Annotated in this window: 22 protein-coding genes; 17 read left to right on the forward strand and 5 right to left on the reverse strand. The window is 38.1% G+C overall.

Features of this window, described 5'->3' with window-relative positions; all coding sequences use genetic code 11:
• Positions 1-130: 130 nt before the first annotated feature.
• The 3 genes from RCG21_RS10155 to RCG21_RS10165 are packed head-to-tail and all read left to right on the forward strand — an operon-like array spanning position 131 to position 3026.
• On the forward strand, positions 131-706 hold the full coding sequence (locus tag RCG21_RS10155; protein WP_133332650.1) for a DeoR family transcriptional regulator: 576 nt from the start codon (positions 131-133) through the stop codon (positions 704-706).
• Positions 707-737: 31 nt separating this feature from the next.
• On the forward strand, positions 738-2372 hold the full coding sequence (locus tag RCG21_RS10160) for a copper resistance protein CopC (RefSeq protein ID WP_133332649.1): 1635 nt from the start codon (positions 738-740) through the stop codon (positions 2370-2372).
• A 21-nt stretch (positions 2373-2393) separates the two neighbouring features.
• Positions 2394-3026: a YcnI family copper-binding membrane protein gene (locus RCG21_RS10165; protein WP_133332648.1), complete on the forward strand. Its 633-nt coding sequence runs from the start codon at positions 2394-2396 to the stop codon at positions 3024-3026.
• A 39-nt stretch (positions 3027-3065) separates the two neighbouring features.
• On the opposite strand, the gene RCG21_RS10170 is transcribed toward RCG21_RS10165, so the two are convergent.
• Complete coding sequence (locus RCG21_RS10170; protein WP_133332647.1) at positions 3066-3713, reverse strand: YczE/YyaS/YitT family protein; 648 nt, start codon at positions 3711-3713, stop codon at positions 3066-3068.
• A gap of 223 nt (positions 3714-3936) precedes the next feature.
• Between RCG21_RS10170 and RCG21_RS10175 the strand changes: the two genes are divergently transcribed.
• The 6 genes from RCG21_RS10175 to RCG21_RS10200 all read left to right on the forward strand — a co-directional run bounded on the left by RCG21_RS10175 (position 3937) and on the right by RCG21_RS10200 (position 12430).
• On the forward strand, positions 3937-5121 hold the full coding sequence (locus RCG21_RS10175; RefSeq protein WP_133332646.1) for an LL-diaminopimelate aminotransferase: 1185 nt from the start codon (positions 3937-3939) through the stop codon (positions 5119-5121).
• Between the two features lie 125 nt (positions 5122-5246).
• Entirely contained in the window at positions 5247-5696 is a 450-nt protein-coding gene (locus RCG21_RS10180) for an SRPBCC family protein (RefSeq protein ID WP_133332645.1), read from the forward strand.
• 138 nt (positions 5697-5834) lie between these two features.
• Positions 5835-7193: a cadherin-like beta sandwich domain-containing protein gene (locus RCG21_RS10185; protein WP_308913133.1), complete on the forward strand. Its 1359-nt coding sequence runs from the start codon at positions 5835-5837 to the stop codon at positions 7191-7193.
• A 229-nt stretch (positions 7194-7422) separates the two neighbouring features.
• Positions 7423-10182, forward strand: coding sequence for a phosphoenolpyruvate carboxylase (gene ppc, locus RCG21_RS10190; protein WP_133332643.1), 2760 nt, complete (start codon positions 7423-7425; stop codon positions 10180-10182).
• Between the two features lie 101 nt (positions 10183-10283).
• Positions 10284-10820, forward strand: a complete 537-nt coding sequence (locus RCG21_RS10195) for a hypothetical protein (RefSeq protein ID WP_133332642.1) — start codon at positions 10284-10286, stop codon at positions 10818-10820.
• 308 nt (positions 10821-11128) lie between these two features.
• The gene (locus RCG21_RS10200; protein WP_133332641.1) at positions 11129-12430 is read left to right on the forward strand and encodes a coiled-coil domain-containing protein; all 1302 of its coding nucleotides are present in this window, start codon (positions 11129-11131) and stop codon (positions 12428-12430) included.
• A 204-nt stretch (positions 12431-12634) separates the two neighbouring features.
• On the opposite strand, the gene RCG21_RS10205 is transcribed toward RCG21_RS10200, so the two are convergent.
• The gene (locus tag RCG21_RS10205; protein ID WP_235824684.1) at positions 12635-13087 is read right to left on the reverse strand and encodes a DUF6114 domain-containing protein; all 453 of its coding nucleotides are present in this window, start codon (positions 13085-13087) and stop codon (positions 12635-12637) included.
• Between RCG21_RS10205 and RCG21_RS10210 the strand changes: the two genes are divergently transcribed.
• The 7 genes from RCG21_RS10210 to RCG21_RS10240 all read left to right on the forward strand — a co-directional run bounded on the left by RCG21_RS10210 (position 13086) and on the right by RCG21_RS10240 (position 18416).
• Positions 13086-13334, forward strand: a complete 249-nt coding sequence (locus RCG21_RS10210; RefSeq protein WP_133332640.1) for a hypothetical protein — start codon at positions 13086-13088, stop codon at positions 13332-13334. The genes RCG21_RS10205 and RCG21_RS10210 overlap by 2 nt on opposite strands.
• Complete coding sequence (locus RCG21_RS10215; protein WP_133332639.1) at positions 13334-14431, forward strand: GerAB/ArcD/ProY family transporter; 1098 nt, start codon at positions 13334-13336, stop codon at positions 14429-14431. Before RCG21_RS10210 ends, RCG21_RS10215 begins: the two co-directional genes overlap by 1 nt.
• 17 nt (positions 14432-14448) lie before the next feature.
• Entirely contained in the window at positions 14449-16056 is a 1608-nt protein-coding gene (locus RCG21_RS10220) for a spore germination protein (RefSeq protein ID WP_133332638.1), read from the forward strand.
• Entirely contained in the window at positions 16053-17243 is a 1191-nt protein-coding gene (locus tag RCG21_RS10225) for a Ger(x)C family spore germination protein (protein WP_133332637.1), read from the forward strand. Before RCG21_RS10220 ends, RCG21_RS10225 begins: the two co-directional genes overlap by 4 nt.
• 129 nt (positions 17244-17372) lie before the next feature.
• Positions 17373-17465, forward strand: coding sequence for a YjcZ family sporulation protein (locus tag RCG21_RS10230; RefSeq protein ID WP_133332636.1), 93 nt, complete (start codon positions 17373-17375; stop codon positions 17463-17465).
• A 19-nt stretch (positions 17466-17484) separates the two neighbouring features.
• The gene (locus RCG21_RS10235) at positions 17485-17637 is read left to right on the forward strand and encodes a YjcZ family sporulation protein (RefSeq protein WP_081810763.1); all 153 of its coding nucleotides are present in this window, start codon (positions 17485-17487) and stop codon (positions 17635-17637) included.
• Between the two features lie 179 nt (positions 17638-17816).
• Complete coding sequence (locus RCG21_RS10240) at positions 17817-18416, forward strand: cell wall hydrolase (RefSeq protein WP_235824683.1); 600 nt, start codon at positions 17817-17819, stop codon at positions 18414-18416.
• An 11-nt stretch (positions 18417-18427) separates the two neighbouring features.
• On the opposite strand, the gene RCG21_RS10245 is transcribed toward RCG21_RS10240, so the two are convergent.
• From RCG21_RS10245 to RCG21_RS10255, 3 genes are all read right to left on the reverse strand, one after another.
• Positions 18428-18883 (reverse strand): YkvA family protein, encoded by a 456-nt coding sequence (locus tag RCG21_RS10245; RefSeq protein ID WP_235824682.1) that lies wholly within the window; start codon positions 18881-18883, stop codon positions 18428-18430.
• A gap of 94 nt (positions 18884-18977) precedes the next feature.
• Positions 18978-20699, reverse strand: coding sequence for an AAA family ATPase (locus tag RCG21_RS10250; RefSeq protein WP_133332635.1), 1722 nt, complete (start codon positions 20697-20699; stop codon positions 18978-18980).
• Between the two features lie 144 nt (positions 20700-20843).
• The gene (locus tag RCG21_RS10255; protein WP_133332634.1) at positions 20844-21101 is read right to left on the reverse strand and encodes a hypothetical protein; all 258 of its coding nucleotides are present in this window, start codon (positions 21099-21101) and stop codon (positions 20844-20846) included.
• Positions 21102-21282: 181 nt separating this feature from the next.
• On the opposite strand from RCG21_RS10255, the gene RCG21_RS10260 reads away from it, so the two are divergent.
• On the forward strand, positions 21283-22863 hold the full coding sequence (locus RCG21_RS10260) for a peptide chain release factor 3 (RefSeq protein WP_133332633.1): 1581 nt from the start codon (positions 21283-21285) through the stop codon (positions 22861-22863).
• The last annotated feature ends 94 nt before the right edge of the window (positions 22864-22957 follow it).

A 22957-nucleotide genomic window follows, 5' to 3' on the forward strand; every position in this document is an offset into this window, starting at 1 on the left:
AAATGTTTTTAATGTGTTGAAAAATGTGATTGTTCAACATTTATTCACAAATTGTTCATATAGTTATATTGTTTATGGTACCAAGGTCAATTATGATGTGTATTGGAAAGGTTTTTAGGGGGTGGATAAAATGTTACCCGTTGAACGGAGAAAGCAAATTGTTACATGGTTGAACCAAGAGGGAGCCTTATCAATTTCAGAAATCAGTAAACGCCTCAATGTATCGGAAATGACGGTTTATCGAGATATTAAACCGCTACTTGAAGAAAAGAAAATTATCAAAACCTCAGGCGGGATATCTTTAACACCGATCACGAATGATTTCTTGAACGCTTGTACATATTGTTTAAAAGAATCGAATAATCGTCACCCTGTCCAAATCATTCTGAATGATTTACGGGTAGAACAATTATGCTGCCCACATTGCGGACTGCTTCGTTATAAAGATATTGAAAAGGATGTCTCGCAAATAATCTGCCGTGATTTCCTGAGCCATTCAACTGTGAGTGCAAGGATGGCCTATTACCTTATGGACGCTGATTTTAACTTAAGTTGCTGTCAGCCGCAGGTATTAACCTTTGAGTCACTAAAACATGCAGAGCAATTTCAAAAGGGATTTGGCGGAAACATTCGAAGGTTCCAAGAAGCAGTTGAGGAAATTCAGAAGAGAATGAATGGCGAACACGACTGCACCTGTCATAAGTAGATGCTGAACTACAAGGAAGGGAGGTGGAGCTATGAATGTAAAAAAGAAAAGCAGTCTATTTTTGCTTACGCTTATTATTTTCATTTGTTTATTTCCAACTATTTCTTCTGCACATGCTTATATTAAAAAATCAACACCAGTAGAAAATGAAATTTTAGAAAAATCACCATCTCAGGTCATGATTCAATTTGATGAAACGATCCAACCGGAGTTTAACTCCATTCAGGTATTTGATTCAGACGGGAAACGGGTGGATAAAAAAGATGGCCGGATTGATCCGAAAAAGCCATCGATTCTGGAAAGTGATTTAGAAAAAAATCTACAAAATGGAACGTACCGAATCGAATGGAAGGTTGTATCCAATGACGGACACCCTGTCCAAGGTGTGATTCCGTTTCAAATTGGAGAGAACAGCACAGGGAATGCTGTTATTCATCCAACATCAAAAGGGTACTCTCCCACCGTAGATTTAATCGTGATACGGTGGCTGCAATACATCAGTAATGCCTGTTATGTTGGTGTACTCTTTTTTGTCTTAGTAGTCATTTCAAAAGAATCTGTTGAAAAGCCATTAATCAAGACAGTAAAGTTTTCGTATATATTCTTATTGCTTAGTATCCTATTGAATTTGCCGCTTCAGGCAACGATTTTAACAAGCAGCAGCTGGATAGATGTATTTAATTTTTCAACCTTGCAAGATATGATTTTAAATACCCAGTTTGGAGATATGTGGCTTGTACAGGTGGTCATGCTTATTATCCTAGCGATTCCTACTTTTTTATTAAGCAGGAATATATCCAAAAATAATGTCCTTAATTGGATTTGTCTTGTTTTGGGAATCTGTTTATTGCTAACGAAATCATTAACAAGTCACGCTGCCTCTACAACCAACAAATTTCTTTCGGTTTTGATTGATTTCGGGCATTTACTGGCTGCATCAGTCTGGATTGGAAGCTTAGTTGCAATGATTGTACTACTGCCATTGGTCAAAAGTTCTAAAACCAAGGATGTCTATTTAAATATCATCGGAAGATTTTATAAATGGGGCCTCATTCTGGTAGTACTTTTAGCGTTTACAGGAGTATTCAGCAGCCTTTCCTATATTCCAAATATATACTCCCTCACCCATACAGATTATGGGAAGGTGTTAGTTGGCAAGGTAATTTTACTTCTTTTCATGTTACTTTTAGCCGCTATTAACTTTTTAAAAGGGAGAAGGAGGAAGGCAAAGGGACTTACCGGTACGATTTGGAGTGAATTGTTGATTGGAGCAATGATTTTAATCCTCTCTGTTTTGCTTACCAATTTGCCGACAGCGATGTCCGCTCCTGGTCCTTTTTTAGAAACGAAAACAGCAAATCATGGAAATAAGGTGCAATTAAGAGTTACCCCGAATGTGATAGGCGAAAATTTATTTGAGGTTACGGTAAAAGATAAAAAAGGACAGCGTTTGAACGGGATTGAGCAAGTTACCCTTACGTTTACTTCTTTAGATATGAATATGGGGGTTAATACGGTTACCTTAAAGAAAAAAGCCGAAGGAATATACAGCCTCAAGGGCATGAGCCTTAATATGGCCGGCAGCTGGAGAGTGCATGTACATGTGCTAACAAAGTCGCTTGACACACTTGATAAAGATTTCCAATGTATAGTAGGAAGTCAATAATAATGAATGAGGAGAATTCAAATGAAAAAAATAGTAGGGAAGATGTCGAGAATTTTTATTCCAGCGGTGATTAGTTTATTTTTGTTTTCCAGTATTGCAAGTGCACATGTAACGGTTACTCCGAATACTTCAACAACTGGTGCATGGGAAACCTATACACTTAAGGTTCCAGTTGAGAAAAATGTTGCAACCACCAAAGTAACGGTAAAAGCACCAGCGGGAATCGAAATTATGTCTTATCAACCGGTAGCGGGCTGGAAATATTCAGCCGATAAGGATTCAAGTGGTAAGGTAAGAACCTTTACATTTGAAGCAACAGGGGAAGGAATTCAAGCTGGACAATTCCAACAATTTGTCTTTGTTGCTAAGAACCCAGATAAAGCTACAAAAGCAGCATGGGATGCTTTCCAATATTATAAAGACGGAAGTGTCGTAGAGTGGACGGGGGATGAAAATTCAGATTCTCCACATTCCATAACGGATATTGTTACTGCAACTTCTACAGATCATCACGATTCTCAGCCTGCTGCCCATGAAGATAAGAAGCCTGCAGAAACAACAACAGAAAAGTCTAAATCAAACAACGCACTTCCAATCGCAGCCATCGCGATATCTGCTGTGGCACTTGTACTTTCATTACGTAAAAGAGGGTAAATACTACACAAAAGACCGGGGTTTCACTACCCGGTCTTTTTACATAACCACACTATCAGGAGTTGTCTTCTGATTTGTCTTTTTTACTGCTTGGACTAAAATTTTAAAGCCTTTTAAGGAACGCTGGAAAATTGGACTTTGAATAAAGGTGTATAAAAATGTTGCAATAAAGACGGGTCCACCTAATACTAAGCCCATAATTAAGACAAGACTTTCAACAATCATCCGTGCCTGACTAACGGAAAATCTTGTTTTGTCGGAGATGGATAACATAAAACCATCGCGCGGGCCTGCTCCAATCCCTGCTGCAACATACATTCCCCCGCCAATCCCGGTAATGACGACGCCGGATAGAAGAATCAGGTAGTCCACCCATGTATGGGTTGCACGTGGAAGGATATCTAGCCAGAGGAAAAAATCCATGACCGGACCAATAATCAAAGCATTTAAGAAGGTTCCGATATTGATATACCTTCTGTCAGCTACAAAAGATACAATAACAAGGAGCAGTCCGCAAATGACTGACCATGTGCCAATCGAAAGACCAAAATGATTGTATAAAGCAACATTCAAAACTTCCCATGGATGTAACCCAACATGCTTCACCTTAACTGCAATCGCATTTCCTAGTCCAAAACAGACTAACCCCGCGAAAAATAAAAAATATCGAAAAAGGATAACCACCACTTTAACCCCCAAAACTCAAACTGGACTTATCAGAATTTTGAAACCTATCTTACGATTTTAAAATATAGCGATAGTATTAGCAATTCATTTTTTTGAAATCCGCTAATATCCGTTAATAAATGTTTGTTAAAATAGTTTTGAATTGTTTTATAATTAAGAGAGTGAAAATTTTCAATCAGATAAAATATTATCCTGAAAAACTAATAGCATGAGGTGATTGGTAATGAAACTGGTTGCAGCAGAAAAGCTTCAGAAAATGACGACAAGCATCTTTCAAGAGGTTGCTGACCGTAAGCAGCAGGCCATAAGGAATGGAAAAGATGTAATTGATTTAAGCGTTGGGAGTCCTGATTTACCGCCCCCTGAATTTGTGGTTGAAACGTTAATTGACTTTGCCAAGGATAAAAGCAAATACGGTTATACCTTAAAGGGAATTGCTGAATTTCATGAAGCGGTAAGTTATTTTTATCGGCATCGCTATGGAGTCAACCTTAACCCAGAAACAGAGGTACTGCAGCTTATGGGGTCCCAGGATGGGCTAGCGCATTTGGCTACTGCTATTTGCAATCCTGGTGATTATGTATTAGTCCCGGACCCGGGTTATCCGATTTACGAAGCAAGTGTAACGATTGCGGGGGGTGTGGTTTATCCGATGGCGTTGCTTGCGGAAAACCACTTTCTGCCACAGCTTGATGAAATACCGTTAGAGGTTTTAGAAAAGACGCGGATGATGATTCTGAGCTATCCCGGTAACCCGGTGACGGCCCTAGCTGATCAGGACTTTTTTGAAAAAGTAATACGGTTTGCCAAGCAGCATAATATTTTGATTGTTCATGATTTTGCTTATTCAGAATTAATTTTTGATGGTCATCCGCAAATTAGTTTTATGTCGGTTCCGGGAGCAAAGGAAGTTGGCATTGAATTTAATTCTCTTTCGAAAACCTTTAATATGGCTGGCTGTCGGATTGGCTATGTTGTCGGAAATGAAGAGGCGCTGAAAATTCTCGGTGCATTAAAATCGCATATTGACTATGGCATTTTTTATCCCATTCAACAAGCAGCCGTCAAGGCACTAACTTCGGACTTTACATCACTAAGTAATCAGCTGAAGGAGTACGAAATTCGCCGCGATGCGTTAATTGCTGGTCTTGAAAAAAGCGGCTGGAGTGTACCGAAATCTCCTGCGACCATGTTTGTTTGGGCGAGGATTCCGGAGGGGTGGACCTCTCGCCAATTCTCCTTTGAATTGATTGACCAGGCAGGGGTAGCTGTTATTCCAGGTGATGCCTTTGGGCAATTGGGTGAAGGCTATGTACGGATTGCGATGGTGCATCCTCCGGAACGTTTAACGGAAGCGGCAGAACGGATTCATGTATTCTTAAAGGAACACTCGTATAGTGTGAAGTAATGATTTTCATAAGCTATCTAGAGGTATTTCTTCTATTCTCACTTACTTAATCATATATCTATGTAAAAGGCCTTCAATTTAGGTAATTGAAGGTTTTTTATTTGGAAAGGGAAAGAGGGAAAATAATGCCAAGCGGAATGCACCAAGTAGTTTTAGATTTGCCCATCGAAGTGGTTTGGGGGTTCGTGAAGGATATGGATCATTGGGCGCCACTTGTCCCTGGCTATATTCACCATGAAAAATTAGATAACCGCAGTTCTACATGGGAATTTAAAAGTGACATCGGGATTATGAAAAAAAAAGTTAAATTATTAGTTGAAATAACGGAGTGGAATGAGCCGACAAAAGTGTCCTTTACCTTAAAAGGAATAAAAGAAAAATATAGTGGCGGGGGCTACTTTAAGGCGGAAGCTCTCAGCGCAAACAAAACCAAAATGACAGGATTCTTGGATGTTAGTGCAAGCGGCGCTACAGCACCAATGGTCAATTCAGTTTTAAAAAATTCCATTCCAAAGCAGGCAGAGGAGATGGCTCTAGCGATCTCCACAAAATTGGAAGAATTAAGGCGAGTATGAGAATATGAAAAACCCCGGATCATTAAGTCCGGGGTTTTTCATATTTAAAAAATAAAGTTAAGAAAATCTTAAGCATCGAATGATACAGTTAGTCCAAATTAGAAAACTTTGATTTTTATTGATATAGGAGGAGTTTCGATGCAAAAAGGTAAAGGAGCGAAAATCATTCTTGCTGCATCCCTGGTCAGTATGGGTTCGTTCTCATACATCCCTTCAACCTACGCTGCCACCATGGATCAAACAGCAGTTCCGACGAATTCTCTGGAGCAAAATCCAAATACTTTATCAGGATTAGAAATTGTCGGCGTTCCACTTGATCAAACCTTTTCTCCTAGTCTCAAGGAGTACTCGGCAACCGTAGAAAATAATATTCCGGAAATTAACTTGGCTATTAAAAGTGAAAATCCTGAAGCAAGTTTAACAGTAAATGGTCAGCCTTTCCATGATGGATTATACACAATTCATACGAGAGAGAACACATTTGAAATAGCTGTTAGGGATGGAAGTCATTCTGTCAATACGTATAAACTTACCGTTAACAGAAAACAAAATAATAATAATCTGCTGAAAAATATTAAACTATCAAAGGGAGAGTTATCGCCTAAATTTTATTCATCCATAGTGGATTACAGTATCAAGGTAGATAATGAGGTGAAAACCCTTACGGTTACTCCAGAATCTATGAAGAAAACTTCCAGCATTCAGATCAATAATAAACTGTTTAAGGGTGAGAGGGATACCGTATCGCTGCCAGAAGGAAAATCAATTATAACTATTTTGGTTACGGCTGAAAATGGTGAAATGAAAACCTATACTTTACATGTAACAAGGGAGCGTAAACAAGCAAGCAAACCTCCTGTTTCACCAGCCCGAACGGTAAAAGCTGCAAATAATTCAAAAGCAAGTGGATCAAATAGAGGGATGAATCAAATACAGAAAACCATTCCAACTAAGAGCGTTACCCCTGTGAGTACTCAGAACAATCGCTCAACAAGTCAGACTCAAGCCACCGTTCAAAAAATAAATAAAGCAACCTTATCCTCTCTAACAGTATCGACAGGTACTTGGAATAAGGATTTTATTACAGACGAATATACCTACCATTTATCAGTTGCGAGTGATGTGAAATCCCTTACCATCAAGCCGACAGCGAAATACAGCGATTCCACCGTCAAAATTGAAGGTGGAAGCAGTCAAAATATTAAGCTGGATGGTAAAAAAACGATTATTTCTGTAGTTGTAAGCAATGGGGAAGACCGAAAAACGTATGTTTTGATTTTTAAGAAAAAAGTTGAAAAAAGTACATCCTCTTCAACGAATAATGATACCGCAGATTCAACTGTAAGTAGTGAAGCTAGTACCCAAGTTACCAATTCAAATAATAACCTAACGACAGTACAAACAAGTGCATGGCAGGGAAAAGGAAATCATCAATCTATATCCTTTTGGGGAAGGATTACGGAGAGTATTAGTCAATTTTTTAGTAAATTATTTTAAAAACGAAAAAAGCCTGGCTTTCAGCAGGTTTTTTTCGTTTTAACAATTAACAGGATAAAACCAGTAATGTGTTGGTTCAGAAGGATCATGAATAATGAAAACGCTTTTTTAATTTAATAGGGTAAAATTTTATAAAAAGGAAGGATTTTTATTCTACAATTTCCGAAAATTATGTTATATTATTATTTAAAAATTTATTAGAATTTTTCGATTAAGGGAAGGTGAGAACATGACAACGGAATTAAAAGTAAATGACAGCAGTCTTCCATTGCGTAGAGATGTCAAATTACTTGGCCAAATGCTTGGTGAAATCCTTATCAGTCATGGTGGGGTAGAGCTATTCGAAAAAGTTGAAAAAATTAGAAACATGTGTAAATCCCTCCGAAATCAGTATGAAGAAGAAATCTATACCGCTTTAAAAAAGGAAATCTCCACCTTAAGTAATCCAATGCGTATGCAAGTGGTCCGAGCTTTTTCCATGTATTTTCATTTAATCAATGCAGCGGAACAAAACCATCGGATTCGCAGACGCAGGCAGTATCAATTGGAGTCAGAAAACGTTCAACCTGCATCAATTGAAAGTGCGATCCTCTCATTAAAAGAAAACCATATATCGAAAGAAGTCATTCAGGAAGTTCTAAAAACGTTGTCACTTGAGCTTGTGATTACTGCCCATCCAACAGAAGCAACAAAGCGGTCGATTCTTGAAATCCAACAGCGGATTGCTGCAATTTTGGAGAAGCTTGATAATCCAATGCTGACAAAAAGAGAGAAAAAGAAGCTCGAAGAGGGTTTATTTAATGAGATAACCATACTTTGGCAGACCGATGAATTACGGCATAACAAGCCGTCCGTAATGGATGAAGTCCGCAATGGCCTCTATTATTTTGATCAAACCCTTTTTGAGGTTCTTCCTGAAATCCATTATGAGGTAAAAGACAGCCTTGAAAGAAATTACCCTGAAGAAAAATGGGACGTTCCAAATTTTCTCCGTTTTGGTTCATGGATTGGCGGGGATCGTGATGGAAACCCAAATGTTACTCATGATGTGACTTGGGAGACTTTAATTCGCCAAAGAAGAGTGGTGTTAAAGAAATATAAAGGGGTCCTGACCGATTTAATGAAGCGGTACAGCCATTCCACTACAAGGGTAGACGTAAGTGAAGAACTCCTGCAACTGCTGGAGGCGCAAGAAGATAAGTATTTAACGGAAGATAAAAAGTGGCCAGTTAAAACGGAGGTTTATCGCCGAGTATTTGCGGTTATGATTGAACGGGTGAGACAGGTAGGGAAATCTGAGGTTGGTTATCAATCGGCTGAAGAGCTGTTAAAGGATTTATACGTCATTCAAAGCAGCTTAAAAAGCCATCACCCTGCTGCCCATGAATTGCGGTCCATTCGAAAGTTAATTCGCCAAGTCCAGTTGTTTGGCTTTCACCTTGCAACTCTCGATATCCGAAATCATAGCGGTGAGCATGAAGCTGCGATTACTGAAATCTTAAGGAAAGTAAGAATCACAGAAAACTATGCCGAGCTTTCCGAAGAAGAGAAGCTTACTATTTTGCAGAATATTTTAATCGACCCTCGTCCGCTTCTTTTGCTAAATGAAGATTATTCAGAAGAAACACAGGAAATGATTAAAGTATTTCAAATGATTAAAAAGGGTCATGAAGTATTTGGAAAACGTTCCATTTCTGTTTATCTTGTAAGTATGACAAAATCTCCAAGTGACCTGTTAGAGGTACTAGTTTTGGCAAAAGAGGCTGGAATTTACCGTCTCCATGCAGATGGTACTTTGGAAAGCCATTTGAATGTGGCCCCGCTTCTTGAAACCATTGATGATTTATCTGCAGGACCAACGATTATGGAAACACTTTTCAAAATGCCGTTATATCGTAATCATTTACAGTTTTTAGGTGACCGGCAAGAAATTATGTTAGGTTATTCAGATGGAAGCAAAGATGGTGGAACTTTAACTGCCAACTGGAAACTTTATAAGGCCCAAATTGAAATTCATGAGATGGCCAAACGTTATGAGATTGGACTGAAATTTTTCCATGGCCGCGGTGGTTCTCTTGGACGTGGGGGCGGTCCATTAAACAAGAGTATTTTATCACAGCCAGCTGAAACAATCGGTGATGGCGTGAAAATTACTGAACAAGGTGAAGTATTGTCTTCGAGATATTTACTTGAGGACATTGCCTATCGAAGCCTTGAACAAGCAACATCCACACTGCTTAAGGTTGCTACACATGTATCAAAAGACGCTGATCAAGGGAAATTACGAAATTCTGAATGGGAAAAAGCGCTTGATGAAATATCAAGTGAATCTTTAGGAAAATATCAATCGCTCGTGTTTAATGATCCTGATTTTCTTACTTATTTTAACCAAGCCACACCACTCCGGGAACTTGGGGATTTAAATATCGGTTCAAGACCAATGAGCCGGAAAAAACAGGGGAGATTTGAAGATTTACGGGCGATTCCATGGGTATTCGCATGGACGCAAAGCCGTCAGCTGTTGCCTGCTTGGTTTGCTGCGGGGACTGGTTTAGACAATTTTGCCTCAAAGAATGGGAAGAATTTGACTTTGTTACAGGAAATGTATCAAAAATGGCCTTTCTTCCAATCGACAATTGATAACTTGCATATGGCTTTGATGAAGGCAGATCTTACAACCGCCAAGGAATATTTGTCACTCGTTGAGGATCAAACCATTGCTGAGAGAATTTTTACCACTATTCTTGAGGAATTTGAAAAAACAAAAGCCATTCTATTAAAAATAACTGGTGATCAAGAATTGCTTGATCATACGCCAAATATTAAGGAATCAGTCTATAGACGTAACCCATACGTTGATCCGTTGAACTTTTTACAGGTTGAGTTAATAAAAGAATTACGCAGCCAGAACGAGCCTAATGACGAATTGTTAACGGAGGTATTACTAACCATCAGCGGAATTTCTGCAGGACTACGAAATACTGGTTGATAAAAAAAACAAACTCTTGATTACGAGAGTTTGTTTTTTCTATTTTAATGATTCTGAAAATTATATATACTATTAATAAAAATAGAAATCGGGTGAATAGGTTGGCGACTTATAGTCATTCAAGTATTTTATCAGAAAACGAGATTGATTTTTTATTGGATTTATTGCCTATTTCACAAAGCCGAATACCCGATATTTACATATTTGAAGGCTGGCAGGAAATTGCCACACTATCGGGAAATCTATCTTCTCGCTATTATTTACTAAAGCATCTTGTCAAAACTTCTATTTTTTCGAGCTATAATTATCAACAATGCAAAATTTTTATCTATTTATTCAACCTGCCCTACCATGATCCATTATTAAAAAAGCTGCACGGCGTTTTTTGCTTATTTCATGAAATGCGCCATCATCATCAATTCACTACAAATAAACATAAGTTTTTACAGGCACTATCAGGCCCCCCATTACTAGGTTCATCTTATTCATTTTCATGGGTGGAAAAAGATGCAAATAAGCATGCCATCAAGTGGATGCGCAGAAATCGAAACAAAATAAATCATCAATTTCAGCTGCATTTCCATCAATGGGATATTAGAGTGAATGAAGAAAATAAACTAAGAATACTTCCGGGCTAAAAGTTTTTTGAAGATGCAATCAAACTGATTGGGTCTTCTTTTTTTTGAACAAATTGTTAAATTTCGGGGAAAAATAGCCTTTGAAATATAAATGTAATATTATCATAACTTTTTTGACAAATTTAGATGATATACTACTAATTGCAACAAAAAAAGTAATTATTGGGTCATTTGTATGAAAATGACCATATACATAATGATAGAATTTATGGTTAATAGACGAGAATACATAGAAATTTGTCAAATGCTTGGCTTGGATTTTGTCGAAATTCAATGGAAAATTTGGCAATGGGAAAGCAGGGAATCAATTGAAAAAGAAACTAACCGTACTTAGTACGCTTGTAATGCTTGGATTTGGAAGTGCCTATTCCATTCCAGCTGTAAAAGCTGCACCAAATAACGATTTACAAAGTATTAAAGGTCAACGTTCGGGAGTTCAAGCAGGTATTTCAAAAGCAAATGCTGAAGTTACTAAGGTGCAAAGTGATCTTGCTAGATTAATAGATCAATCAAACCGAGTCGATCAGGCGATTAAAGATAATAATTCCATGATGGCGAAAACAGAAAATAACATTAAGGATTCGAAATCCCAGGTTCAGAAAATAGAGCAAGAAGTTGCTGTTATAAAGAAAAGAATTGATACACGCAATGAAATCTTAAAAAAGCGTGCCGTATCATACCAAGAAAGTGGCGGAACAGTTAGTTATCTAGATGTCTTGTTAGGTGCCTCCAGCTTTAGTGATTTTATTGATCGAATTGGTGCTGTTTCTACATTTGTTCAAGCAGATCAGAATTTTATAAAACAGTATGAAGATGATAAAAAGGAAGTTGAAGTAAAACAAGCTGCCGTTCAAAAAAAGCTGACAGAGCTAAAGGAAATGAAAACAGAACTTGAAGGTATGCATGAGCAGATTTTGGATCAAAAAAAGGAAAATGATACATTAAAGGAAAAACTGAAACAAAAAGAACAAGAACAATTGGATCGTATTGCGAAACTAAAAGGAAAAGAAAAGCAACTTGCCTTAAAAGAATATGAAATGATTCATGCAAATGATGTTGCACCTGCACCTGCATCTGCACCTGTATCTGATGACAAAAATAGTTCAGATAATAATAGCAACAGTTCAAATTCTGACAATAATTCTAGTAACTCTTCTTCTTCATCCAATCAGTCCGATTCAAATGATAATACTCCAGTAGCGACTCACTCCGGTTCAAGCGGAAGTGTTCAAGATGTCATTACTGCTGGAAATAAATATATTGGAAATTCCGTGTATGTCTTCGGCGGCGGACGTTCAGCATACGATGTTGCCCATGGAAGATTTGATTGTTCAGGCTTTGTTCATTGGGCCTTTGCACAAGCTGGATATAATATTGGTTCAAGTACGGATTCCTTAAAGTATGCAGGCAGACAGGTTCCTTCAAGCCAAATGAAGCCGGGAGACCTTGTATTCTTTAACACATATAAGACAGATGGACACGTTGGAATTTATGTTGGCGGCGGAAAATTCATCGGTTCCCAAAGCTCGACAGGTGTGGCAATTGCGTCCATGTCAAATAGTTATTGGAAATCAAGATTTAACGGCCGCGTTGTTCGAATTATTGAATAAAAACAAAAAGAGAAGCGGGAAGCCCCGCTTCTCTTTTTGTTTTTGGGAATTTTGCTAGTACCGTGTTTGAACTGCTTGCAAAACTTTCCTTTATTAATATAAAAATTCCACTGAGAGTTAAAAAACTATAAGGACAAATCTGTATGTTTTATGTTTGCTCGTCAAAACCATCACCATTTCTTTGAATGCTTCAAAAATTTTTCTTTAATCTGGTAAGCTTTCTTTTCCAAAGGCTACTTCTTTTTCTGCACCTTCATCTTGATTGGTGGGATGGATCGTTTCAGCTTTGGTAAATTCCGGCTTCCAAGCGATACAAATGGCTCCACCAATAATTCCAAGAATGGTTCCGACTAAAATACCTCCAAGTGCTCCCATAATGGATAAAACTGACGAGAAAATCGCCAAGATTCCAAGAAGCGAGGAGAGCTTGGGCATAATATAGGACAAGACTCCCATTAATAGTGTCAGGCCGCCCCCCAAAAGGGGAAATAGGACAGAAGTAGCTGAAAAGCCATTCGAATGGGGATTATTAAATAAAAAAGGATTTACATTCAGAAAGTCGAATTTCCTGGAAATTGGAATTTGGCTTCTTTTTTGGATAAAAATAACTTTATTCTGGCAAGATAAGGTAACAATGTTAGGGGTTGTTTGGTCCATGGTAACTTTCTCATTCTTCCTAATCGCACTATTTCTAACTGGACTTCTTGCCCTATTTGATACGCAGCTATTTGGATACACCTTTATTTCAGCTATACATCATTTACTTTTTTCAGAAATTGCTGCTGGCAGATATATTGTCATAACTGGAGCGATAGTGGGCCTTATTTCGAGTGTTGTCATCGATATACGGATTTATTTATCGAAAAGAAAAGGTAAAAATACGGAAGGGAATCAAGTTTCGTAATGGAAAAAGAAAATATATCTTTAGGTCAACTCCTGACACTTCTTATTAACTTCTTATTGGGAAGTGCGATTGTTGTTGGAATTGGCGGTGATGCCAAAAATGATGCATGGCTTGCGGTAGGGTTATCCACTTTTTTAGGAGTTGGGGTTATTTGGTTTTTTTATACTTTAACAAATCAGCTTGAAGGTAAGAATTTGTTTCAAATTATGGAGTTTTGCATCGGGAGAAAACCGGCCATTATTTTAACCTTCCTTTATATTATTTATTTTATATATATTTCAAGTAGAGTGGTAAGGGATTTTGGAGAATTAATGGCTTCTGCAATTATGCCTAACACTCCGATTGAAGTTTTTTCGATGACATTTTCTCTCCTAATGGGGTATGTAATCTATCTTGGTATCGAAGTGCTTGCACGAACCTCTGAAGTTTTTACTCCATATTTATTTATTTTTTATCTATTATTAGCTATTTTTTTATTTGCAAGCGGCAATGCAAATATTGAGCAAATTCAACCAATCCTTGGAGAAGGGATTACACCTATTTTTAAAACTCTTTTTAAGGATTTGATTTTTTTCCCATTTGGTGAACTGATATCCTTCACTGTCATCTTTTCGAGTGTTACAAACAAGAAGTACAGTCTGAGATTTTCATTTATTGGGGTGGGAATTGCCTCCTTTTTACTTATGATTGCCTCTTTTTTAATGATTATCACGCTTGGAGTCGATTCAATGCTCCGCTCCAACTTCCCGCTTTTAAGTACAGGAAGGAATATTTCGGTAGGAAATTTTATTGAAAGAATCGATGCGATTGTTGTTTTCATTATGATGTTGGGAATCTTTGTGAAAGGGACCATTTTTCTATTTGGTGGTTTAAAGGGGTTAGAATATATTTTTCAGCTACCCTATCGTTATTTTGTACTCCCGATTTCTACACTTATAGCTTTATTTTCGGTGCTTGTATCCATTGATTTTGCTGATCATATCCAAGAAGGTTTGAAAATAGTTCCTTATTACTTACATTTTCCTTTCCAATTTTGTATTCCAGTGATTCTTTTCATTATTTTACTTTGGAAGCAAAAGAAAAAAAGGTCTAGTTAAATTGAGGTGTTTTCCTTATGTCTCCGATAAAACCGATTCGTAGTTTGCGCAAGAAAAAAATGAAAATGGATGATTATTGGAAGGAACTTCAACCACAGAATAGTGAGAATAATGGTACAATTACACACTTTTCGTTCCAAGAGTTAAAAAGTGAATTGGAATTTTCTTTTGGAAAGTCTGCTGATTTTCGGAGTGTTATGGCAGAGATTGACCATAAGGGAGCATTGCTAATTTATCTGGAAAGCATGGTGGATACGAAGACCTTGAAGGAAACGACTCCAAATTTATTTTCATCCCATTTTAATGAGGGGGGCTCCTTAAATTCGATTGAGGAACTTACTTCACTATGTAAAAAGGTTTTTGGAGGGACAGATTATCAGCTTTTAGGGACAAGGGAAGAAATTTGCCGGGCTGTATTAAATGGATCCATTGTAATCGTTATTGAGACAATCGAGAGAGCCATTTCTATTGGTATGACTAGTGATGAAAAAAGGTCGGTTACCGAACCTAGTACACAAACGGTGATAAGGGGACCAAAGGATGGGTTTATTGAGTCACTTTCAACCAATGTCAGTTTAATTAGAAGAAGGATTCGTAATAAAAATTTATATTTTGAGTCTTTTATTATAGGGGAAGATACGCAAACCACAGTATATATAGGATATATAAAAGGCATTGCGAATGAAGCCATACTGCAAGAAGTGCGAAACCGGTTAAAAAAAATAAAAGTCAGTGCCATCTTTGAATCGGGGAATATAGAAGAATTAATTGCTGATAAAACTTTTACCTTATTTCCTCTAGCCCTAAACACGGAACGTCCTGACACGGTTGCTGCTAATTTAATCGATGGAAAAATTGTCATCTTAATTGATGGAACCCCTTTTTGTTTACTTGTACCGGCTGTTTTAGTGGACTTTTTTGAAATTTCAGAGGATTATTATCAGCCATTTTTATTAGGGACATTTTTAAGGGGGATTCGTTATCTGGCATTTATGATTGCGCTGTTAACCCCTTCCCTATATGTTGGAATACTAACCTTTCATCATGAATTACTGCCGACCACCTTGCTGCTAAGTGTCATTGCCCAGCGCCAGGGTGTACCTTTCCCAGCTGTGGTTGAGGTTTTAATTATGGAGGTTACGTTTGAAATTTTACGCGAAGCAGGAGTGAGGATGCCACGGACGGTTGGGCAGATGGTTTCGATTGTTGGGGCTCTCGTCATCGGTCAGGCGGCTGCTGAGGCAGGCATCATCTCCAATATAATGATTATTGTTGTCGCGATCACGGCTATTGCCAATTTTGTCTCTCCGGTATACAGTTTTGCGTCTGCTTCAAGACTATTAAGGTTTATGCTTGTATTTTTTGCTTATATTTTAGGATTATATGGCGTTCTGATCGTCTTAGTCGCAATGGTTGCTCATTTAAGTTCTCTTCGTTCTTTTGGCGTTCCCTATTTGTCACCTATTGCTCCAATAATTGTTGAGGATCAGAAGGATGTTTTTTTTAGAATTCCTTATTGGGCTATGAAAAAAAGGCCTAAATATTTAAGAACGGAATTGGAAACTAAGGTTTTTTCAGAAGCCTCGCCAAGCCCTCCGCAATCGGAAGGTGGGAATAATGCTTGAGGAATAAATTATTTTGCTGGATTATTATTTGTAATTTTCTATTAACAGGCTGTTGGGATCAACGGGAGTTATCAGAAATTTCGGTGGTAACTGGTATGGCGATCGATAAAAGTGATGAAGGGAAATATTCTTTAACTAGTGAAGGAATCTCTGCCGAAGAATTGAATCCAAAAACCGGGACAGGTTTGACCCCCTCGATTGTTTTTACTCTTCACGGTAATACCATTTCTGAGCTCTCGCAAAAAATGAATGTGGGTGCTTCAAAAAATGTGATCTATTCACATATGCAGACTTTGATTATCGGAGAAGAGGTTGCAAAAGAGGGGTTAATGGAATTTATTGATTTTTTGGAAAGAAATCGTGAAGTACGGGATGATTTCAATATTATCATTGCTCATAATGTGAGTGCTGCTGATGTATTAAAGGTTACTTATCCCATTCAAAAATCGTCATCCTTAAAGCTGCACGTTCAGATCGATTCCATGGTACAGAACTGGGGAGGTGACCCAGATATAAGGTTAAATGATGTCGTCCAAGCCTTTACTTCGCCTGGTAGACATCCGGTAATGGCAGCGGTAACCATACAGGGAAATTCAGAAGAGGGCAGCAGTGTAGAAAATATGAAAGAAGTAGCTCCAAAAGCAATGGTGGTCCTTGATTCACTCGCCATTTTTAAGAACGGCAATCTTCTTGATTTTTTACCACTTAACGATACACGGAATTATTTATGGGTTGAGGATAAAATAATTCGTACCGTTTTGTCCGTCCCTTGTCAAAAAAATAAATACTTTGCAGTAAGGATTTACAATTCAAAAACTAGAGCGAAGGCAAGAATGATAAGAGGGTTACCTGTTATTAATATAAATGTCAGGTCAGAAGCATATTTGGACGGTACTCAATGTGCAAAAGATATGACAGAAATCAAAACTTATGAGCAATATGAAAAGTTCACCGAGAAAATGATTGAAAAAAACATGATGCAAACTATTCAAAAGGTTCAAGAGGAATACAAAACAGATATTTTTGGTTTTGGTGAAGAAATGTACCGTCAGGATTATCGGAATTTCAAAAAGGTTCAAGATCATTGGGATGAGCTGTTTCCCGATGCCATTATTAATGTCCATGTAAAGGTACAATTAAGAAGGTCGGGTATTCGGACCAAAAGTCTTCTAAATAACTCTAAATAACACGCCCATCTGCCTGAAAAGATGGGCTTATTCTTTTTTTTCAAAATTGGGTAATAGGGATAAGTGTCTAGTGCACATTTCTAGGTGCCTGAATAGGATATATAGAATTTAAATAAGGAGGTAATGAAAATGACTGGTGCAGGCTTTGCAGGCGGCGGCTTTGCCCTTCTAGTAGTATTATTTATTTTGTTAATCATTATCGGAGCTTCATGGGTAATATAAAAATCAGGAGGTAATGAAAATGTTTGGATATGGTGGATATGGTGGTTTTGGCGGCGGATGCTGCGGTGGTTTCGGATATGGTGGAGTAGGTTGTGGCTGGGGCGGCGGTTTCGCGTTAATCGTTGTCTTGTTCATCCTATTAATTATTGTAGGGGCGGCTTGCTTCTATTAAAATTTGATATGAAACGTGTATTTAATAAGCGCAGCGATTTATACAATCGCTGCTTTCTTTCATTTTATAAATGGACAAACTATCCATATTTACCATGGAAATGATTAAAGGTTGGGTGAGCATGGAATCCATGTTAAGGTTATATCAGAGCAAAACACTAGATAAAGGGGGAACTGAATATGAAACTTATTGTGAGTGTTTTTATGACGGCATTCCTTTTTCTTTTCATGCTTGTTCAACCTGGACTATTGGGGCGTGTTGATGCACAAACTCTTGAAACTGTAAAAATTTATAAAGTTCATGATGAAACACCAGTTCAAGTCGCACTTAAATATGGTGTTTCCAAATCAAAAATTATAAAAGTTAATGGAATTAAAAATAATAGACTTACCCCAGGTGAAAAAATTATTATTCCAAAGCAGATTTCTCAAAAAGAAAAGGATTTACTTGCAAGATTAGTGACAGCAGAAGCAAAAGGTGAGCCTTATAAAGGGAAAGTGGCAGTTGCTGCTGTTGTGTTAAATCGAGTGAAAAATGACCAATTTCCTGATTCTATTCACCAGGTGATTTATCAAAAAAGGCAGTTTCAACCTGTTGCCAATGGGATGATCAATAAGCCTGCTGTTGAAGATGCAAAAAAAGCAGTGAATGAGGCTCTGGCCAAAAACGGACAAATAACCGATGCCTTATATTTTTATAATCCGGATAAAACTGACAGCAAATGGCTTCGATCTAAGAAGACAATTAAAAAAATAGGTCATCATCGGTTTGCTATATAGAACCCTCTTGATCAATCAAGAGGGCTTTTGCTTTGTCCAGCGCCAACGTCTAGCCCCTCAAGGTTGCTTCGGCTTTTCTCTTCTTTCCATTTTTCAAATTCATCTAATTCCCCTGATATTTTTTTGATAGCGTATCCGATTACTGCTGCATCATCGACAATTCCTAATCCAACAATAAAATCGGGAATCATATCGATTGGGGAAACAAAATAGAGAATAGCGCCTATAACAGTCGCCATTGTACTCTTGGAAATATTTCTATAATCGCCTTTGGAATAGGCTTTAATTAGTTCAATCAAGAGTTCGATCTTACCGAAAGCGTCCCCTAATGAATTTTTCTTTTCTTTCACTTTGGTTGTTGCTTGTTTCATTAATTCATTTGTTTCTTGTTTCTGATTGATGAATTCCAATGCTTTGTCTTTATATTTAGTGAATTCTTTTTCGATTTTTTCTTTATTACCGAACAATATAATCACTTCCTTTTAAGGAATACATGGTTAGTTTACCACGAATGAGTAATAAAAAAACACGAGGTGCGTTTACACACCTCGTGTTTTTAATTTAAGCCGAAACTAAATTTCCTAACACAATTTCATCCACTTCGTCGCCTTCAAGTGTCTCCTTTTTTAATAAAGCATGCACTAATTGCTGATACTGTTGATGATGGTTTTGAATTAGGGTTTGGGCTTTTTCTAATCCTTTGTCAAAAAGTTCCTGCATCTTTGCTTCTTTATCTTGTTTATTAAATGTAAGAGTAAATCCATTTTGGAGCATTCCTGTATCAACCATTTGTTCAATAATTTGTTTTGCCTGCTGGACATCACCGCTAACACCAATACTATGTTCACCCAGCATCAATCTTTCAGCCACACCGCCGGCTAAAATCATTGCAATCCGCTCAAGTAAATCACTAGTGGTTGATAAATGAAGTTCTTTTGGAATTGGAGCAACATAGCCAAGTGCATCACCACGAGGAATGATGGTGGCTTTTCTAACAGAACCCGGTTTTGTAACAGAAGCAACTAGCGCATGTCCTGCTTCATGAATGGCTACACGGCGCTTGGTTTCAGAATCCTGTAAGGTACGTGATGTGCTTCCTAAAATTGTACGGTCTAGTGCATAATCAAGGTCTTCCTTATAAATCATATCTTTGCTGTTTCGAACAGCACGTCGGCTTGCTGTTTCAAATAAATATTGAAGCTCGGCACCAGAAAAACCAGATGTGCTCTCGGCTAAGTCATCCAATGAGGCAAGAACATCTTTAGCGATTGCCTTTCCCTTTGTATGAATAGCGATAATTTCCTTTCTTCCCTTTGTGTCTGGAAGAGGAACATGGAATGAGAAGTCAATCCTTCCGGGACGCAAGAATGCATCATCGAGCATATCTTTACGATTGGTTGCTGCGATAAATAGGATCCCGTCATTGTCATGACCGCCATCAAGCTGTACAAGAAGCTCTGTTAATGTTTTTTCAGCCTCTTCCCCGCCATGTGCTTTTCTTTTTCCAGCAAGAGCATCCACCTCATCAATAAAGATTACAGCTGGACTTTGCTTTCTTGCTGCTTGGAATAAAGAACGAACCCTGCTGGCCCCGACACCGACAAATAGTTCATTAAAGGCTGATCCGCTAGCGGAAAAAAATGACGCATTTAGCTCGTGTGCCATGGCTTGGGCTAATAATGTTTTACCAGTACCTGGAGGTCCGTATAACAGAACTCCTTTAGGCGGTTTAATCCCTAATTTTAGTGCTCTTTCCGGCTCCTTTAAGGTTGAGAGGGTTTGTAAAATTTCTTCCTTCATTTCCTCTCCAATACCTCCAACATCATCTAGTGTAGTGGAAGGTAGAGTACGTGCTTTCGCAACACTATTTTTCATGGAGTTGCCTATCCCGAAACCGCCCTTACTCTTTTGCAGGGCGAATGCTGCTCCGGCAAGAAGAATAATGACACCGCCAAGTACCCATTTTCCGTATGGGCTGCTATCCGAATAGGAATAATTAACATTATATTTTTCAACTAGCTTGTCTACCATTTGGCTGTTAGGGGGAACATGGGAAATATATTGAGCGTTTCCTGCTTTAATGTGAATACTGCCATCAGGCCGTTCAGTTAAAGTGACTGTCTTACCCTGCTGATTTTGGATCGTTTTCTCCACAGATGAGAATGGAATTGCTACCTCAGCTTTCGAATTTTGAACCACCCAAATAATACCCGTTACCACAACTATAAACGCTACAAAGAGCGGAATAAACTTTGAAACTATTCTTTTCGTTTTTTCATTCAATTAAGATCAGCTCCTTTAACAAGAGTACTACTCTATTATAAAAGGGATTTCAGAAAAAAGGACGTGGGAATCAGAGGAAAAAACATAGATGTCAGGAAAAAAGAGCCTTTCCGCAATCAGAAAGGCAGCTATATCGAATGAGAATTAAAGGGTCCGAAGCGTTGGAATAATGGGTGACAATACACTTTGAGCAAGGACACCGATACTCACTCCGTGGCTTTGCGCTTTGCTCCATTTAAAAACATGAACTTTTTCTGTCTTTCCTTCATACAAAAATAATAACTGATCGCCATCTTCGACAATCCCGATTTTTTTATAAGGGATATGATTCTCCTTAAGTACAATCTCAAATGCTTTATGTATTAAATTTAAGGTAGGTTGATCAAACGATGTAATATTCATTATTTCCTCCTAAATTTTTATATTATAATTAATAAATGGCTTTCTTCATTATATTCTTATTTCCTGGGATAAAAAAGAAATAATTGATGTCGATTAATTGAAGATTGCAAAGTATTCACAAGACATATAAGATTGAAGTTATGGACAAAAACTAATTGTCAAAAAAAGAGAGGAAGTCAAGATGGGAAACAAATTTAAAGAAGAAGTATTATCGCGCCGTACCTTTGCTATTATTTCCCACCCAGATGCCGGTAAAACAACATTGACTGAAAAATTGTTGTTATTCGGTGGCGCCATTCGGGATGCGGGAACGGTAAAAGCAAAAAAGACAGGGAAATTTGCGACAAGTGACTGGATGGAAATTGAAAAGCAGCGGGGAATTTCTGTTACATCCAGTGTGATGCAATTTGATTATGATGGATTTCGTGTCAATATATTGGACACTCCTGGGCACCAGGATTTTAGTGAGGATACGTATCGTACTTTAATGGCCGTTGATAGCGCCGTTATGATTATAGACTCCGCAAAAGGGATTGAGGAACAAACACTTAAATTATTTAAAGTTTGCCGGATGCGGGGAATTCCAATTTTCACGTTTATGAATAAGCTTGATCGCCAAGGAAAACCGCCGCTTGAGCTTCTCGCAGAATTGGAAGAGGTACTAGGAATTGAATCCTATCCAATGAATTGGCCAATCGGAATGGGGAAAGAATTCCTAGGGATCTATGACCGTTACCACAATCGCGTTGAGCAATTCCGTGTGAGTGACGAAGATCGATTTCTCCCTTTAAATAAAGAAGGCGAGATTGACGGGGATCACCCGATTAAGAATTCCGGTCTTTATGATCAGACACTTGAGGAAATCCTGCTCCTTAACGAAGCGGGAAATGAGTTTTCCGCAGAAAAGGTAGCTGAAGGTACGTTAACACCTGTTTTCTTTGGCAGTGCTTTAACGAACTTTGGTGTACAAACTTTCTTGGAATCTTACCTGCAATTTGCTCCGGCGCCCAAAGCACGAAATTCATCTATTGGGGAAATTGATCCGCTTGGTGAGAATTTTTCAGGTTTTGTATTTAAAATTCAAGCGAACATGAATCCTGCCCACCGTGACCGGATTGCCTTTGTTCGAATTTGTTCAGGTAAATTCGAACGCGGGATGACTGTAAATATCCCTCGCCTTGGGAAACAATTAAAGCTTTCCCAATCGACCTCGTTTATGGCGGAAGAAAGAAATACAGTGGATGAGGCTGTAAGCGGTGATATTATTGGCTTATATGACACAGGTACCTATCAAATCGGAGACACATTGACGACTGGAAAAGATGATTTCCAATATGAAAGACTGCCGCAATTTACACCTGAGCTCTATGTGAAGGTATCTGCAAAAAACGTCATGAAGCAAAAGTCCTTTTATAAAGGGATTCAACAGCTTGTTCAAGAAGGGGCAATTCAGCTCTACAAAACGTTTAGGATGGAAGAATACTTGTTAGGTGCTGTTGGACAACTGCAATTTGAAGTCTTTGAACATCGTATGAAAAATGAATACAATGCTGAGGTCCTAATGGAGCGTATGGGATCAAAGATTGCCAGATGGGTCGAAGGTGATGAAGTGGACGAAAATTTATCCAGCTCTCGAAGTTTGCTTGTAAAAGATCGTTATGATCATAATGTGTTTTTATTCGAGAACGAATTCGCGCTAAGATGGTTCCAAGAGAAAAACCCATCGGTCAAACTATATAACCCAATGGACCAACATGAATAATTGTTTAATAAAAACCGCAACCCCCATTTTATCTTATGGGGGTTTTTTCCTGTATAAAAATTATTTATAAACCCCCACAAACCTCTTTAACATA

This window comes from Bacillus salipaludis (assembly GCF_030938565.1).
GTDB lineage: Bacteria > Bacillota > Bacilli > Bacillales > Cytobacillaceae > Neobacillus > Neobacillus salipaludis_A.